This window comes from Luteimonas sp. R10 (assembly GCF_045689605.1).
GTDB lineage: Bacteria > Pseudomonadota > Gammaproteobacteria > Xanthomonadales > Xanthomonadaceae > Luteimonas.
The window spans coordinates 2,709,126-2,723,744 of sequence record NZ_CP141262.1; the positions used below are offsets into that span (position 1 = coordinate 2,709,126).

15 protein-coding genes are annotated in these 14,619 nt (G+C 71.0%); 11 read left to right on the forward strand and 4 right to left on the reverse strand.

Annotated elements, in window-relative coordinates; translation table 11 throughout:
* Positions 1-14: 14 nt before the first annotated feature.
* From bamB to U3649_RS11825, 6 genes are all read left to right on the forward strand, one after another.
* Positions 15-1,199: an outer membrane protein assembly factor BamB gene (gene bamB / locus U3649_RS11800; protein ID WP_407354606.1), complete on the forward strand. Its 1,185-nt coding sequence runs from the start codon at positions 15-17 to the stop codon at positions 1,197-1,199.
* A 177-nt stretch (positions 1,200-1,376) separates the two neighbouring features.
* Complete coding sequence (gene der, locus U3649_RS11805; protein ID WP_407351520.1) at positions 1,377-2,792, forward strand: ribosome biogenesis GTPase Der; 1,416 nt, start codon at positions 1,377-1,379, stop codon at positions 2,790-2,792.
* A gap of 173 nt (positions 2,793-2,965) precedes the next feature.
* Positions 2,966-3,556, forward strand: a complete 591-nt coding sequence (locus tag U3649_RS11810) for a molybdenum cofactor guanylyltransferase (protein ID WP_407351521.1) — start codon at positions 2,966-2,968, stop codon at positions 3,554-3,556.
* Between the two features lie 7 nt (positions 3,557-3,563).
* On the forward strand, positions 3,564-4,790 hold the full coding sequence (gene glp, locus U3649_RS11815) for a gephyrin-like molybdotransferase Glp (protein ID WP_407351522.1): 1,227 nt from the start codon (positions 3,564-3,566) through the stop codon (positions 4,788-4,790).
* 141 nt (positions 4,791-4,931) lie between these two features.
* Positions 4,932-6,065 (forward strand): molybdopterin-synthase adenylyltransferase MoeB, encoded by a 1,134-nt coding sequence (gene moeB / locus U3649_RS11820; protein WP_407351523.1) that lies wholly within the window; start codon positions 4,932-4,934, stop codon positions 6,063-6,065.
* Between the two features lie 139 nt (positions 6,066-6,204).
* Positions 6,205-7,224 (forward strand): DUF2272 domain-containing protein, encoded by a 1,020-nt coding sequence (locus tag U3649_RS11825; RefSeq protein WP_407351524.1) that lies wholly within the window; start codon positions 6,205-6,207, stop codon positions 7,222-7,224.
* A 21-nt stretch (positions 7,225-7,245) separates the two neighbouring features.
* Here U3649_RS11825 and U3649_RS11830 read toward each other — a convergent pair whose 3' ends face one another.
* Both U3649_RS11830 and U3649_RS11835 read right to left on the reverse strand, forming a co-directional pair.
* Positions 7,246-8,016, reverse strand: a complete 771-nt coding sequence (locus U3649_RS11830; protein WP_407351525.1) for an alpha/beta hydrolase — start codon at positions 8,014-8,016, stop codon at positions 7,246-7,248.
* Between the two features lie 2 nt (positions 8,017-8,018).
* The gene (locus U3649_RS11835; protein ID WP_407351526.1) at positions 8,019-8,333 is read right to left on the reverse strand and encodes a DUF1244 domain-containing protein; all 315 of its coding nucleotides are present in this window, start codon (positions 8,331-8,333) and stop codon (positions 8,019-8,021) included.
* A gap of 140 nt (positions 8,334-8,473) precedes the next feature.
* Between U3649_RS11835 and folD the strand changes: the two genes are divergently transcribed.
* The 4 genes from folD to guaA all read left to right on the forward strand — a co-directional run bounded on the left by folD (position 8,474) and on the right by guaA (position 12,800).
* On the forward strand, positions 8,474-9,358 hold the full coding sequence (gene folD, locus U3649_RS11840; RefSeq protein WP_407351527.1) for a bifunctional methylenetetrahydrofolate dehydrogenase/methenyltetrahydrofolate cyclohydrolase FolD: 885 nt from the start codon (positions 8,474-8,476) through the stop codon (positions 9,356-9,358).
* A gap of 193 nt (positions 9,359-9,551) precedes the next feature.
* Positions 9,552-11,009, forward strand: a complete 1,458-nt coding sequence (guaB, locus tag U3649_RS11845) for an IMP dehydrogenase (RefSeq protein ID WP_407351528.1) — start codon at positions 9,552-9,554, stop codon at positions 11,007-11,009.
* Positions 11,010-11,013: 4 nt separating this feature from the next.
* Positions 11,014-11,235, forward strand: a complete 222-nt coding sequence (locus tag U3649_RS11850) for a hypothetical protein (RefSeq protein WP_407351529.1) — start codon at positions 11,014-11,016, stop codon at positions 11,233-11,235.
* Positions 11,232-12,800, forward strand: coding sequence for a glutamine-hydrolyzing GMP synthase (guaA, locus tag U3649_RS11855; protein WP_407351530.1), 1,569 nt, complete (start codon positions 11,232-11,234; stop codon positions 12,798-12,800). The genes U3649_RS11850 and guaA overlap by 4 nt, the downstream gene beginning before the upstream one ends.
* A 221-nt stretch (positions 12,801-13,021) precedes the next feature.
* On the opposite strand, the gene U3649_RS11860 is transcribed toward guaA, so the two are convergent.
* The gene (locus U3649_RS11860) at positions 13,022-13,321 is read right to left on the reverse strand and encodes an efflux RND transporter permease subunit (protein WP_407351531.1); all 300 of its coding nucleotides are present in this window, start codon (positions 13,319-13,321) and stop codon (positions 13,022-13,024) included.
* Between the two features lie 185 nt (positions 13,322-13,506).
* A complete protein-coding gene (locus U3649_RS11865) occupies positions 13,507-13,716 on the reverse strand; it encodes a hypothetical protein (RefSeq protein WP_407351532.1) in 210 nt (69 codons plus the stop codon).
* Between the two features lie 347 nt (positions 13,717-14,063).
* Here U3649_RS11865 and U3649_RS11870 point away from each other — a divergent pair, with 347 nt between their 5' ends.
* Positions 14,064-14,573 (forward strand): RNA polymerase sigma factor, encoded by a 510-nt coding sequence (locus tag U3649_RS11870; RefSeq protein WP_407351533.1) that lies wholly within the window; start codon positions 14,064-14,066, stop codon positions 14,571-14,573.
* The last annotated feature ends 46 nt before the right edge of the window (positions 14,574-14,619 follow it).

The following is a 14,619-nucleotide window of genomic DNA, read 5'->3' on the forward strand; positions in this document are numbered from 1 at the left end:
TGAAGCCAGCGAAGATCAAGCCACGTCCCCTGCTGCTGCGCACCGCCGCGGTCCTGCTGTGCGCGGTCGCCGTGTCGGGCTGCAGCACGATCCGTGGCTGGTTCGATGGCGACGACGACGAGGTCAACACCACCGATCCGGCCGAACTCACCGATTTCACGCCGTCGGTTTCGGTGTCGCGAATCTGGACTGCCGCCGCCGGCAAGGGCGAGAAGCGGATCGGTGCCGGCCAGGCTCCGGCCGTGGTCGACGGCCGCGTCTATGCCGCCGCGATCGAGGGCGGCGTGCGCGCGTTCGACCTGCAGAGCGGCGCCACGCTCTGGCACCACGAGTCCGATCTCCGGCTCTCCGGCGGCCCGGGTGCCGGCGACGGCCTGGTGGTGGCCGGCGGCCTGGAAGGCGACGTGCTGGCGCTGGACGCGGAGGACGGCAGCGAACGCTGGCGCGCCAAGGTCGGCAACGAGGTCATCGCCGCGCCCGCGATCGGGCAGGGCGTCGTGATCGTGCGTTCCAACGACGGCCGGGTGACCGCCTTCGATGCCGCCAGCGGCGAGCGCCGCTGGTTCTGGGTCCGCGACCTGCCGCCGCTCACGGTGCGCGGCAACGATGCGCCGGTACTCGGACCGGGCTACGTGTTCGTGGGCAACGACGACGGCACCGTGGTCGCGCTCGGCCTCGCCGACGGTCGCCCGATCTGGGAACAGGCGGTCGGCCAGCCCGACGGCCGGACCGACCTGGAGCGCATGGCCGACGTCGACGGCCGCCCGGTCCTGGACGACGCCATCCTGTACGCCAGCAGCTACAAGCAGCAGACCATGGCGATCGAGGCGCCGAGCGGCCGCCCGCTGTGGTCCAGCGACCGCGGCGGCGCCGGCCGCATCGGGCTCGCCCCCGATCGCCTGGTGGTCGCGGATTCGGCCGGCACCGTCTGGGCGCTGGACAAGAACAGCGGTTCGGCCCTGTGGCAGCAGAACGTGCTGGCACGGCGCAACCTGGGCTCGGCCGCGGTGCAGGACGGCCACGCCGTGGTCGGCGATTTCGAAGGGTATCTGCACTGGCTCAAGCTCGACAACGGCGAACTGGCGGCGCGCACCCGCGCCGGCCGTGCCGCCATCAAGGGCGCGCCGGTCGTCGCCGACGGCATCCTGGTGGTGCAGAACATCAAGGGCGACCTGAGCGCCTATCGCCTGGAGCAGTAGAGCCGGGAATCGGGAATAGGGAGTCGTCGGGAATCGGTCACGGCCGGCCCCGGCGATACTGCGGCTTCCGGCCTTCCGCCCCCGGCCTCCGGCGATGATGGAAGCGGCGTGATCGGTGCCACGCCGCCCTCCTGCTTTACGATTCCCAGATCCCGAATCCCCATTCCCGGCCTTCCAATGCTCCCACTCGTCGCCCTTGTCGGCCGCCCGAACGTCGGCAAATCGACGTTGTTCAACGCGCTGACCCGCAGTCGCGACGCGCTGGTGCACGACCAGCCGGGGGTGACCCGCGACCGCAACTACGGCGTCTGCCGGCTCGAGCCGGAGCGCCCGTTCGTGCTGGTCGACACCGGCGGCATCGCCGGCGAGAACATCCACCTCGAAACCGGGGGACTGGCGGGCGCGACGGCGCGCCAGGCCCGTGCCGCTGCGGACGAGGCCGACCTGGTGTTGTTCATCGTCGACGGCCGCGAAGGCCCGTCGGCACTGGACGATGAGCTGGTGCAGTGGCTGCGCAAGCGCGACAGGCCGGTGCTGCTGGTGATCAACAAGACCGACGGCATCGACACCCGCGCGGCGATGGCGGAATTCGCCCGCTACGGGTTCGCCGACGCCCTGCCGGTCTCGTCGGCGCATCGTCAGGGGATCGACGAACTGCTGGCCGAGGTGCTCGGACGCCTGCCGATGGACGGCGACGCCGAGGTGCTCGACGAGGACCCGGAGCGCATGCGCGTGGCCTTCATCGGGCGCCCGAACGTCGGCAAGTCGACGCTGGTGAACCGGCTGCTCGGCGAGGAGCGCATGATCGCCTCCGAGGTGCCGGGCACCACCCGCGACTCGATCGCGGTGGACCTCGAGCGCGACGGCCGCAAGTACCGCCTGGTCGACACCGCCGGCATCCGCCGCAAGGCCAGGGTGGAGGAGGCGGTGGAGAAGTTCTCGATCGTCAAGACGCTGCAGGCGATCGAGCATTGCCAGGTCGCGGTGGTGCTGCTCGACGCCAGCGAGGGCGTCACCGACCAGGACGCCAGCGTGCTCGGCGCGGTGCTCGACGCCGGCCGCGCGCTGGTGGTCGCCGTCAACAAATGGGACGGGCTCACCGCCTACCAGCGCGAACAGACCGAGGCGCTGCTGTCGCGCAAGCTGGTGTTCATGCCATGGGCCGAGGCGGTGCGGATCAGCGCCAAGCACGGCTCCGGACTGCGCGAGCTGTTCCGCGCGATCCACCGCGCGCATGCCTCGGCCACGCGCGAGTTCGGCACCTCCGAGGTCACCCGCGCGCTGGAGGCCGCCTACGCGGCAAGCCCGCCGCCGACCGTGCGCGGCCACGTCGCCAAGCTGCGCTTCGCCCATCCGGGCGGCAGCAATCCGCCGACCTTCGTGGTCCACGGCACCCGCCTGCGCACGTTGTCGGACAGCTATCGCCGCTATCTGGAGAACTTCTTCCGCAAGCGCTTCAAGCTGGTCGGCACGCCGGTGCGGTTCGTGTTCAAGGAGGGCGAGAATCCCTACGGGGACCGCAAGAACGTGCTGACCGAACGCCAGGTCGAGAAGAAGCGGCGGCTGATCCGGCACGTCAAGCGGAAGGGCTGAAGCATGGCCCGCGGCGACCGGAACCCGCCTTCCGTAGAGCGGAGCTTGCTCCGCTGCTCCCGGCTCCGGAGGCCACGCAGCCGAGCAAGCTCGGCTCTACAGGGCGGGCTTCGGAGCCCATGCGGCGGAGCAAGCTCCGCTCTACGGGGGCGGGGGCGGGGGCGCCGGGCGGCATGAACGCGGGGCCTTCTCTCGGTCGGGAGGCGGTGACGCTCGGCATCCTCGCCGGCGGCCGTGGGCTGCGGCTCGGCGGCGCCGACAAGGCCTGGCTGCGCCGCGGCGGCATGGCCCAGGTGCAACGCCTGGCCGCGCGGTTCGCGCCCGAGACCGGCGCCGTGCTGGTCAGCGCCAACCGTGCAACCGAACGTTATGCCGCCGTCGGCCTGGCCACGATCGGGGATCGCATGCCCGATGCCGGGCCGCTCGGCGGGCTCGATGCGCTCGCGCAGGCCTGCGGCAGCGACTGGCTGCTCACCGTCCCGGTGGACCTGGTCTCGGTCAACGACTGCCTGTTGTCGAGCCTGGCCGCCGTCGGCGGCACGGGTGCGTACGCAGTCGACGATGACGGCGTGCAGCCGCTGGTCGCCTTGTGGCGGGCCGAAGCCCTGCGGCAGGCCGCCGCCACCGCGCTCGCCTCCGGCGATCTCGCGGTGCGGGCACTGCAGCGGCGGCTCGGCATGGCACCGGTACGGCTGGCCGGCGTACGCTTCGGCAATCTCAATACCCCCGAGGACCTGGCTGCGGCCGGCGTCGACCCCGCGTGAGCCCGACATGAGCGACTTCCCGAGCCGCATCGCCTATGCCACTGCCTGCGGGATCGTCGATGGCGTCGCTGCCGCCGGCGAGTTGCCCTCCGAGCGCTGTGCGCTGCAGCGCGCGCATGGCAGGGTGCTGGCGGCCGACGTGCACGCGGTGCTGCAACAGCCGCCGTTCGACAATTCGGCGATGGACGGCTTCGCGCTGCGCCACGCCGACCTGGACGGCGACGGCGGAACCGCGTTCGAGCTGGCCGGCGAGCAATTCGCCGGGACCACGCTCGGCCTGCGCATCGGCCCGGGCCAGTGCACGCGCATCACCACCGGCGCGCCGCTGCCGGCCGGCGCCGACACCGTGGTGATGAAGGAGAACACCGTCGTCGACGGCGATCGCGTGCGCGTGCAGGAGATGCCGGCACCCGGGCAGCACGTGCGCCGCGCCGGCGAGGACAGCGCCGTCGGCGACCGCCTGCTGCAGGCAGGCGACGTCCTGTCGCCGTCGCGGGTCGCGCTGTGTGCGTCGCAGGGGCTGGCGGAGCTGGACGTCCGGCGGCGGCCCACGGTCGCGGTCTTCACGACCGGAGACGAACTGGTGGAGCCCGGACTGCCGCTGCGGCCGGGCGAGATCTACAACTCCAACCGCGAGCAGCTGATGGGGCTGCTGCGGGCCGAGGGCCTGGAGCCGGTCGCCTGGCCGACGCTGCCGGACGATCCGGGGGCGATCGAGTCGGCGCTGCGCCACGCCGGCAACGCCTTCGACCTGGTGGTCACCTGCGGCGGCGTCTCCGCCGGCGAGAAGGACCACGTGCCCGCGCTGCTGCAGGCGCAGGGACGGGTGCGGTTCTGGAAGGTGCGGATGAAGCCGGGCATGCCGGTGCTGCTGGCCGAGGGCGGCCGGCTCGGCGATGCCTTGTTCCTGTGCCTGCCGGGCAATCCGGTCTCGGTGCTGGCGACGTGGCTGACGCTGGGACGGCGCCTGCTGGACGGACTGCAGGGCCGGCGCGAACCGCGGTTGCGGCTGCACGCGCGCCTGGGCACCGAGTGGCACAAGCGCCATGAGCGGTTGGAGTTCCTGCGTGGCCGGCTGCATTGCGGTGACGACGGCGTGTTGCGGATCGAGCCGAATCCCGCCGACGGCTCGCACCGGATGCGCGCCGCGGCCGACTCGGACGCGCTGATCATGCTGCCGGAAGGCCCGCGCGCGTATCCGGCCGGCAGCGTGGTGGAAGTGCTGCCGTACTGACGGTATTGACCGCTTCGTAGAGCGGAGCTCGCTCCGCTGCTCTGGGCTCCGGAGCCTGTGCAGCCGAGCAAGCTCGGCTCTACGGCGGGGTGCACCGCAGCGTTCCGTTCCGGTGGTGCGGAAGCGCGCGATAATCGCGGCATGGCGATCCTGGAAATCTCCCCGCGCGAGGCCTACCGGCGGCTGGCCAGCGGCGTACGTCTGATCGACGTGCGCGAAGAACACGAACGCGTGGCCGGCATGGCGCAGGGCGCGAGCGGTGTCGAGCGGGCCGAACTCGAGCGTGCGCCGGGCCGCCACGCGCCGGCGCGCGACGAACCGCTCATGCTGATCTGCCAGGGCGGCGCGCGCTCGCTGCAGGCGGCGCAGGCGCTGCAGGCACAGGGCTATGCCGACCTCGCCTCGATCGCCGGCGGCACCACGGCCTGGCAGGCGGAGGGCCTGCCGATGACGGCGCCGGCGCCGGGCACCGACACCGATTTCCACGAACGCTATTCGCGCCACCTGCGCCTGCCGGAGATCGGCCTGGCCGGGCAGCGGCGGCTGCAGCAGGCCCACGTGCTGCTGCTCGGCGCCGGCGGCCTCGGCTCGCCGGCGGCGTACTACCTGGCCGCGGCCGGCGTCGGCAGCCTGCGCATCGCCGACGACGACGTGGTCGATCGCAGCAACCTGCAGCGGCAGATCCTGCACGCGGAGGACCGCATCGGCACGGCCAAGGTCGCCTCCGCCGCGGCCACGCTCAACGCGCTCAATCCGCGCACCCGGATCGATGCCGTCGCCGAGCGCGTGACCAGCGCCAACGTCGAGCGCCTGCTCGAGGGCGTGGACGTGGTGATCGACGGCGCCGACAACTTCCCGGTCCGCTACCTGCTCAACGACGCCTGCGTGAAGCTGGGCAAGCCGCTGGTCTACGGCGCGGTGCACCGGTTCGAGGGGCAGGCGAGCGTGTTCGACGCCGGCCGCAGGCGTGGCCAGGCACCCTGCTATCGCTGCCTGTTCCCGGAGCCGCCGCCGCCCGAAGCCGCGCCCAATTGCGCCGAGGCCGGGGTACTCGGGATACTGCCCGGCGTCATCGGCCTGATCCAGGCCACCGAGGCGATCAAGCTGCTGCTCGGCCTCGGCGATCCGCTCAGCGGCCGCCTGCTGCATTTCGACGCGCTGGCGATGCGCTTCCGCGAGACCCGGCTGGCGCCGGACCCGGACTGCCCGCTGTGCGCCCCGGGCCGCGAATTCCCCGGCTACATCGACTACGCGGCGTTCTGCGCCGCGCGCTGAGCGCGCTCCGCGTCTGCCGCGGGTCCGGCCACGTTGCCGGACGTCTTCACACCGGCTGCGGCACGATGCGCGGGTGAGCGATCGTTCTGCTCGCGCCCGCGCCGGCTGCCCTGGGGCCTGGATGATCCGGAGACTGTGGTTGCTGCTGACGTTAACGGCCGCGCCGGCGATCGCGGCCGACGTCTGTCCGCTCCTGCGCGCGCAGACGAATGCACCCGAAGCCGCCACGCGGATCGCGGCGTTCGCCTGCGAAGAGCATCAGCTCTGGCACCGTCCGTTCATCGATGCCAACGGCCGCCTGGCCGGATCGACCGTGCGCGAGGCCGAGACGGGCCTGCTCGCCAACGGCGAACAAGCGTGGCGACGGGTCGCCGGCTACTGGCGCGACAGCGGACTGCTCGCCCGCGCGGCGGGCCGTCCGGGCGCCGGGGAGTGTGCCTACGCCGGGATGGGTGGACATCCGTCGCCGGGCTGCCGCGCCTTCATCGTCGATACGCCCTGGTCGGCGGCATTCGTGTCCTGGGTGATGCGCCGCGCCGGGCTGCCGGGCTTCAACGCCGCGACCAGCCACGTCGCCTACGTGCGCGATGCCTACCGCGCGCCCGAGACCAGCGCCTACCTGGTTGCCGCGCCGGAGTCGGCGCGGCCGCAGCGGGGCGACCTGCTGTGCTATGCACGCTCCAGCATGCGCACGTTCGGCTTTTCCGGGCTGGCGGGCCTGCTCAGCGCGGGCGACGACGGCCTCGGCATGCATTGCGACATCGTCGTCGACGCGCAGCCGCGCGACGGCCTGGCCTACCTGGTCGGCGGCAATGTTCTGGACGGCGTGACCATGCGCATGCTGCCGCTGACCCCGGGCGGCCAGCTGCGCGACCTGCCGATGCGGCGTCCGGGCGATCCCGCCTGCAGCCCCGACCTGCCCGCCGCCTGCAACGCCAACCGGCAGGACTGGGTCGTGCTGCTGCAGCTCAAGCCGGCGCAGGTGCTGGCGGCGCTGGCGCCGCCGCCGTCCCCGGCAGCGATCTCGCCCGCGCACCCATCGCCGGCGATGCCGGCACAGCCACCGGGCACGCCGGCAGGCTGCTGCGTCTACTGCACCGCCGGCGATACGAGCGTACCGCGGTGCCCGAGGGGCGCGTCGCCGAAAGACGATCGGTGACCCGGGGAGCGCATTCGGCGCTCAGCGCAGGAAGCGCGCCAGCGCCTCGCCGTAGCCGGGCTGCAGGTGGATGTCGTTGTGGCCGGCCTGCGGGAACTCGACCACCGCGGGCGTCCCGGGCCAGGAGGCGATCAGGCGATCGGTGTGCCGCGGCGGGATCACGGCATCGTTGCCGGCGCGCAGGATCAGCAGCGGCCCGTGGTAGCGGGCCAGCCTGGCGGCCGCGTCGTAGCGGTCGCGCAGCAGCAGGCGTACCGGCAGCCAGCGGTAGTGACCCTGGGCGACGGCGGCGAGGCTGTCGAACGGCGTGACCAGGACCAGCCGCTCGACCTCGCGATGGGCGGCGACATGGCTGGCGACGCCGCTGCCCAGGCTGCGCCCGATCAGCGCGATGCGGCCATGCGGATGGCGCCGGCGCACCTCGTCGTAGAGCGCGAGGGCGTCGGCGAGCAGGGCGGGCTCGCTCGGGCTGCCCTCGCTGGCGCCGTAGCCGCGATAGGCGAGCAGGTAGGTGCTGCGCGCCGGCAGCCATGCGGCGAGGTCGTCGCGGTTGTCCTCGATGCGCTCGGCGTTGCCGCCGAAGTACAGCACCGCGTCGGCCTGGTGCGGATTGACGATCCAGCCGCGCAACACTGCATCGCCGCGGTCGAGCTCGAAGTCGGTGCCGGCGGCGTCGCCGCGGGTGAACTGCGGGAAGTACATCAATCCGCGCTGCTGCACGTACATCAGCACGCAGAGGCCGAGGTAGAGCAGGGCGGCGACGGCGAGCAGCCCCAGCGCCGCCTTCGCCACCGTCAGTCGCCTTTCGGGTGCGCGCGCTGCGCGGCCTCGAACGCCGCCAGCTGCTCCGGCGTCGCCTGCGCCTGGTGCCGTGCCTTCCAGTCCGCGAACGGCATGCCGTAGATCGCTTCGCGCGCCTGGTCCTTGGTCATCGCCAGGCCGTGCGCCTCGGCCTCCTCGCGGTACCAGTCGGCCAGGCAGTTGCGGCAGAAGCCGGCCTGGATCATCAGGTCGATGTTCTGCACGTCGGGGCGCGCCTGCATCAGGTGCCGGAGCAGGCGGCGGAAGGCTGCAGCCTCGATTTCGGTGGTGGTGTCGGAATCGCTCATCGTGTATTCCAGGCGCGTCGGGAGCGGGATGCGCGCTTCGCTTCCGGAGGATTCGCGACAGCATCGCGCGCATGGCGCGCGCCTACAAGGGCGGGGCTGAATCGGGGACAATACGTGGCCGTTTCCAGCAAGGCCCCCGCATGACCGAGCCCGCCGCGCACCAGGCCCGAATCCTCGATGGCAGGCGCGTCGCCGACGCACTGCTCGACGAGCTGCGGCTGCGGGTGGAGGCTCGGGTCGCCGCCGGCGCGGTGCGGCCCGGCCTGGCGGTGGTCCTGGTCGGCGACAATCCGGCCTCGCAGTCGTACGTGCGCAACAAGCGGCGCGCGGCCGAGAAGGTCGGCATCCGCGCGCTGGACTTCGACCTGCCGGCCGACACCGGGGAAGCGGAGCTGCTGGCGCTGATCGACCGGCTCAACGCCGATCCGGCCGTGCACGGCATCCTGGTGCAGCTGCCGCTGCCGGGTATTCCCGACGCCACCCGCCTGATCCACCGCATCGACCCGCGCAAGGACGTCGACGGCTTCCACCCGGAGAACGTCGGCCATCTGGCGCTGCGCCAGTTCGGCCTGCGCCCATGCACCCCGCGCGGCATCACCACGCTGCTGGCCTGGACCGACCGCCCGGTGCGCGGCCAGAGCGCCACCATCGTCGGCGTCAGCAACCACGTCGGCCGGCCGATGGCGCTGGAACTGCTGATCGCCGGCTGCACCGTCACCAGCTGCCACAGGTTCACCCCGCCGGACGTGCTGCAGCGCCACGTCGGCGAGGCCGACATCCTGGTGGTGGCGGTCGGCCGGCCGGGGCTGATCCCGGGGGACTGGGTCAAGCCGGGCGCGGTGGTGATCGACGTCGGCATCAACCGGCTCGAGGACGGACGGCTGGTGGGCGACGTCGGCTTCGCCGAAGCCTCGCGCCGCGCCAGTTGGATCACCCCGGTGCCGGGCGGGGTGGGGCCGATGACCGTGGCCACGCTGATGCAGAACACCCTGGAAGCGGCAGAGGCTGGCGACGGCAGCGGGTGAGCGGGCCGCCTTCAGGGCGTCGCCGACACTGTGGGAGCGACGGGAGTCGCGACTGGTCCGGTGGCGGGTCGCGACTCCCGTCGCTCCCACAAGGCCGCCGCCCTGTCGCGCGCGGCGGCGCGCTCCGGCATCGATACGACCAAAGTGCCGCCTGGCGCGATACAATGGCGCGCTTCCCCTCCCCGGACCGCCCATGCTGCGCATCCTGGCCGAAGCGCTCACGTACGACGACGTTTCCCTCGTTCCCGCCCATTCGCAGGTCCTGCCCAAGGACGTCTCGCTCGCCTGCCGGCTCACCCGCGAACTGCGCCTGAACCTGCCGATCGTGTCGGCGGCGATGGACACCGTGACCGAATCGCGCCTCGCGATCGCCATGGCCCAGCTCGGCGGCATCGGCATCCTCCACAAGAACATGCCGGCCGAGCGCCAGGCCGCGGAAGTGGCCCGGGTGAAGAACTTCGAGGCCGGCGTGATCCGCGAACCGTTCACCGTCGGCCCCGACACCACCATCGGCGAAGTGCTCAAGCTCACCCGCGCCCGCAACATCTCCGGCGTGCCGGTGGTCGATGGCGGCCAGCTGCTCGGCATCGTCACCGGGCGCGACATGCGCTTCGAGACCCGGCTCGAGGACCCGGTGCGCAACGTCATGACGCGCAAGGAGAAGCTGGTCACCGTGCGCGAGGGCGCCAGCGACGAGGAGGTGCTGCAGCTGCTGCACAAGCACCGCATCGAGAAGGTGCTGGTGGTCAACGACGGCTTCGAGCTGCGCGGCCTGATCACCGTCAAGGACATCCAGAAGGCGCGCGACAATCCCAACGCCGCCAAGGACTCCGACGAGCAGCTGCTGGTCGGCGCCGCGGTCGGCGCCGGCGGCGACACCGAGCGGCGCATCGAGGCCCTGGTGGCCGCGGGCGTGGACGTGGTGATCGTCGACACCGCGCACGGGCACGCGCAGGGCGTCATCGACCGCGTCGCCTGGACCAAGAAGACCTTCCCGCAGGTGCAGGTGGTCGGCGGCAACATCGTCACCGGCGACGCCGCGCTGGCGCTGATGGATGCCGGCGCGGACGCGGTGAAGGTCGGCGTCGGCCCCGGCTCGATCTGCACCACGCGCATGGTCGCCGGCGTCGGCGTGCCGCAGGTGACCGCGGTGTCGATGGTCGCCGACGCGCTGCAGGACCGCATCCCCCTGATCGCCGACGGCGGTATCCGTTTCTCCGGCGATATCGGCAAGGCGATCGCCGCCGGTGCGTCGACGGTGATGATCGGCGGCCTGTTCGCCGGCACCGAGGAGTCGCCCGGGCAGACCGAGCTGTTCCAGGGGCGCAGCTACAAGAGCTACCGCGGCATGGGCAGCCTGGGCGCGATGGAGCAGGGGTCCAAGGACCGCTACTTCCAGGACGCCAGCGACGCCGACAAGTTGGTGCCCGAGGGCATCGAGGGCCGGGTGCCGTACCGCGGCCCGCTCAGCGGCGTCGTCCACCAGCTCGCCGGCGGCCTGCGCGCGACCATGGGCTATGTCGGCTGCGCGACCATCGAGGAGATGCGCAGCAGGCCGTCGTTCGTGAAGATCACCGGTGCCGGCCAGCGCGAAAGCCACGTGCACGACGTGCAGATCACCAAGGAACCGCCGAACTACCGGATGGGCTGATCCGATGTCCGGGTCGAAACCGCCGCCGCGCCGCCGCATCGGCACCGGGATGATCGTGCTCGCGATCGTGGTGGCGTGCCTGCTCGGCCTCCAGTTCTACCGCGGCCACCAGTTGCGCGCGTCCTGCGAGGACGGCGGCGGGGGCTGGGACCCGGACCTGCAGCAATGCACCTTCGGTCGTCCCGACGGCCGCGTTCCGTCCCCGCCCGAGTCCCAGCCGCAATGACCGACCTGCACAGCGACAAGATCCTCATCCTCGACTTCGGCGCGCAGTACACCCAGCTGATCGCGCGGCGTATCCGCGAGATCGGCGTGTACTGCGAGGTCTGGGCCTGGGACCACGATCCTGCCGAAATCGGGCGCTTCGGCGCGAAGGGCATCATCCTCTCGGGTGGCCCGGAATCGACCACCGTCGAAGGCGCGCCGCGCGCGCCGGGCGAAGTGTTCGACAGCGGCCTGCCGCTGCTCGGCATCTGCTACGGCATGCAGACCATGGCCAAGCAACTCGGCGGCGAGACCGAGGCCGCCGAGCAGCGCGAGTACGGCCATGCCGAGGTGGCGCTGGTCGCCCGCGACCGGCTGCTCGAGGGCCTCGCCGACCACCCGGGCGCGCCGCCGCGCCTGGACGTGTGGATGAGCCATGGCGATCACGTCTCCAGGGCGCCGTCCGGGTTCGTGGTCACCGCCAGCACCGAGCGCGTGCCGGTCGCCGCCTTCGCCAACGACGAGAAGCGCTGGTACGGCGTGCAGTTCCACCCGGAAGTCACGCATACCAAGCAGGGGCTGGCCGTGTTCGAGCGGTTCGTCACCGGCATCTGCGGCTGCCGCACCCTGTGGACCGCGGCCAACATCATCGAGGACCAGATCGCGCGCGTGCGCGATCTGGTCGGCGACGACGAGGTGATCCTGGGCCTGTCCGGCGGCGTGGATTCCTCGGTGGTCGCCGCGCTGCTGCACCAGGCCATCGGCGACCAGCTCACCTGCGTGTTCGTCGACACCGGCCTGCTGCGCTGGCAGGAGGGCGACCAGGTCATGGCCACCTTCGCCGAGCACCTCGGGGTCAAGGTGATCCGGGTCGACGCCCACGAACGCTATTTCAGCGCACTGCGGGGCGTGGCCGATCCCGAAGCCAAGCGCAAGGTCATCGGCAACCTGTTCATCGAGATCTTCGACGAAGAGGCCGGCCGGCTGGCGAATGCGAAATGGCTGGCGCAGGGCACGATCTACCCGGACGTGATCGAGTCGGCCGGCAGCAAGACCGGCAAGGCGCACGTGATCAAGAGCCATCACAACGTCGGCGGCCTCCCCGAGCACATGAAGCTCGGCCTGGTGGAGCCGTTGCGCGAGCTGTTCAAGGACGAGGTGCGCCGGCTCGGCGTGGAGCTCGGGCTGCCGCGCGAGATGGTCTACCGCCACCCGTTCCCGGGCCCGGGCCTGGGGGTGCGCATCCTCGGCGAGGTGCGGCCGGAATACGCCGAGCTGCTGGCGCGGGCCGATGCGATCTTCATCGAAGAGCTGCGCAAGGCCGGCCTGTACGACAGGACCAGCCAGGCCTTCGCCGTGTTCCTGCCGGTCAAGTCGGTGGGCGTGGTCGGCGATGCCCGCGCCTACGAGTGGGTGATCGCGTTGCGTGCGGTGGAAACAGTCGACTTCATGACGGCGCACTGGGCGCACCTGCCGTACGAGTTCCTCGGCCGCGTGTCCAACCGGATCATCAATGAGTTGCGGGGTATTTCCCGCGTCGTGTATGACATCAGCGGCAAACCACCGGCGACGATCGAGTGGGAGTGAAAAGACGTCCTTCCGGGACTATCTCCTGTTATCGAGAATCTGACGTAACGTTGATTTGAAAATAAATACGTTACGTCAGCTATCGCCATCACCTGGTGATCGAGCAGGGACAGGCCAAGGCTGGCCGCGCCCCGCAGGAGGTGGTCGCCGCCCAACTTCTCCGTTGGTGATGGCCAGCGCGTTAGCGGCCTCTATCGGAATACGCCCAGACGAAGCTGCTGCTATCGCGAATGCGCTGAGAAAGGTTCCGCCGGTGATCGCACACGCCGAAGACGGACATACAAACTTTCGACTGCCAGAAACAGCGCCGGTGTCGTCAGGAGCGACAGCACCGTTGCCACGATCAGGCCGCCTATCACGACGGTCGCCATCGGAGCGCGAAACCCACCGCCGGTACCCGACGACGAGATTGATATGGCGCAGCGAGCCGCAACGTTTCTGGCACTTGCGAAAGAACGGTTCCCGAAGTTTCGCAGTGCGGCGCAGGTACTATTCGAGCCCGACTTCGATGCTCGATTCACGGTCGGTATGGACCTACTGTTGACGGGTATCGAGCAACGTCTGGCGGAACGGTCTCAACCCGGGCTACGAAATGGCAGGAAGCGGTAGACACCATGGCCGACCCGACACTCGATCGCGCTCTGGTCGATAGGTCCGGTGGCCGATCGTGTTCGTCGTGGCAGCCGCTGCCAGGACACCGAAATCTTCACTGTGGAAACGTTCGGCCTTCCGTTGCCCAAGGAACCGCAATCTGTCCGCCGCCCATGCGGGAGTTCAGTGCCACGCCGCGCGACGAGGCATCCAGCACGTCAGGCGGGTCAGCGGCACGGCGCGCATCCTTGCGCGCGTCTTGCCGCTCGGCGTCCGCGCTCTGCTTCAGGCGGGCGAGGATCGAGGCGGGCAGGTTACGGCTCATGCCGTCACAAGACCGCGGGTCTGATGCGGTGGACAGCTGCGAACGGCCGTTGCCGCATCATGGTGGGTATTCAGAGGGCCTGCCACATGGAGGTATGATGGTGAGGTTAGCCAGCGAAGCGCCAGCCGACGATTGAACCTCGGAGATCGTCCCGTGGCGAAGGTTGGATGCCGCTCTCGTGTGCCGGCCGGGCAGGCCGGGTATGTCGCCGTGTCTGCGGTTGGACTGCGCTTGCATGCGCTTCGCCTGCCGTCGTCCGGGCCCTGCCGCGCCCGCCCCGGGGCGCCCCGCGGACGGTTCCATCCGCACGAGCCCCGTTTGCTGGTGTCTGCGCGGGCCGGCGATCGATGACCCGTCCCACCCCCCGTTTGATCGACAGCTTTCTTGGCCTCTACGACGAGCTGGTCCGTCACCTGCGTCGGCGTGTCGGCGACAGCGAACGAGCGAGGGACGTCGCCCAGGACACCTATCTGCGCCTTCTGGACACCGAGTCCCGGCAGGGCAGGCAGGAGGAGATCCGCGACGCGCGTGCCTTCATCTACCGGGTGGCCGGCAATCTCGCCATCGACGCCGCGCGCCGGGACCAGCGAACTTCCGGCGAAGGCGAACCGGATCCCTCGCTGCCCGATCCGGTGCCGGACCCGGAGCACCGGGCCGTGGTCGACGACCGCCTGCGCCAGCTCGACCGCGCATTGCGGGAACTGCCGCCCAATGCCCGATTGGCCCTGTTGCTGTTCCGCGTCGATGGGCTTTCGCATGCCCAGATCGCCCGCCGGCTGTCGGTGTCCGAGAGCATGGTCGCCAAGTATCTCGCGCAGGCGCTGCGCCATTGCCGCGACCGCCTGTCGTCGCCGTGACGACCGCAGCGCGGGCCATGCCGCTGCAATTTCCCCCGGGGCCACT

Excerpts from the sequence above, each read along its gene's own strand:
- U3649_RS11835 (WP_407351526.1), bottom strand. The coding sequence starts at position 8,333 with ATGAGCGATTCCGACACCACCACCGAAATCGAGGCTGCAGCCTTCCGC.
- guaA (WP_407351530.1), top strand. The coding sequence starts at position 11,232 with ATGACCGACCTGCACAGCGACAAGATCCTCATCCTCGACTTCGGCGCG.
- folD (WP_407351527.1), top strand. The coding sequence starts at position 8,474 with ATGACCGAGCCCGCCGCGCACCAGGCCCGAATCCTCGATGGCAGGCGC.
- moeB (WP_407351523.1), top strand. The coding sequence starts at position 4,932 with ATGGCGATCCTGGAAATCTCCCCGCGCGAGGCCTACCGGCGGCTGGCC.
- der (WP_407351520.1), top strand. The coding sequence starts at position 1,377 with ATGCTCCCACTCGTCGCCCTTGTCGGCCGCCCGAACGTCGGCAAATCG.
- U3649_RS11870 (WP_407351533.1), top strand. The coding sequence starts at position 14,064 with ATGACCCGTCCCACCCCCCGTTTGATCGACAGCTTTCTTGGCCTCTAC.
- glp (WP_407351522.1), top strand. The coding sequence starts at position 3,564 with ATGAGCGACTTCCCGAGCCGCATCGCCTATGCCACTGCCTGCGGGATC.
- U3649_RS11865 (WP_407351532.1), bottom strand. The coding sequence starts at position 13,716 with ATGAGCCGTAACCTGCCCGCCTCGATCCTCGCCCGCCTGAAGCAGAGC.
- U3649_RS11810 (WP_407351521.1), top strand. The coding sequence starts at position 2,966 with ATGAACGCGGGGCCTTCTCTCGGTCGGGAGGCGGTGACGCTCGGCATC.
- U3649_RS11850 (WP_407351529.1), top strand. The coding sequence starts at position 11,014 with ATGTCCGGGTCGAAACCGCCGCCGCGCCGCCGCATCGGCACCGGGATG.
- guaB (WP_407351528.1), top strand. The coding sequence starts at position 9,552 with ATGCTGCGCATCCTGGCCGAAGCGCTCACGTACGACGACGTTTCCCTC.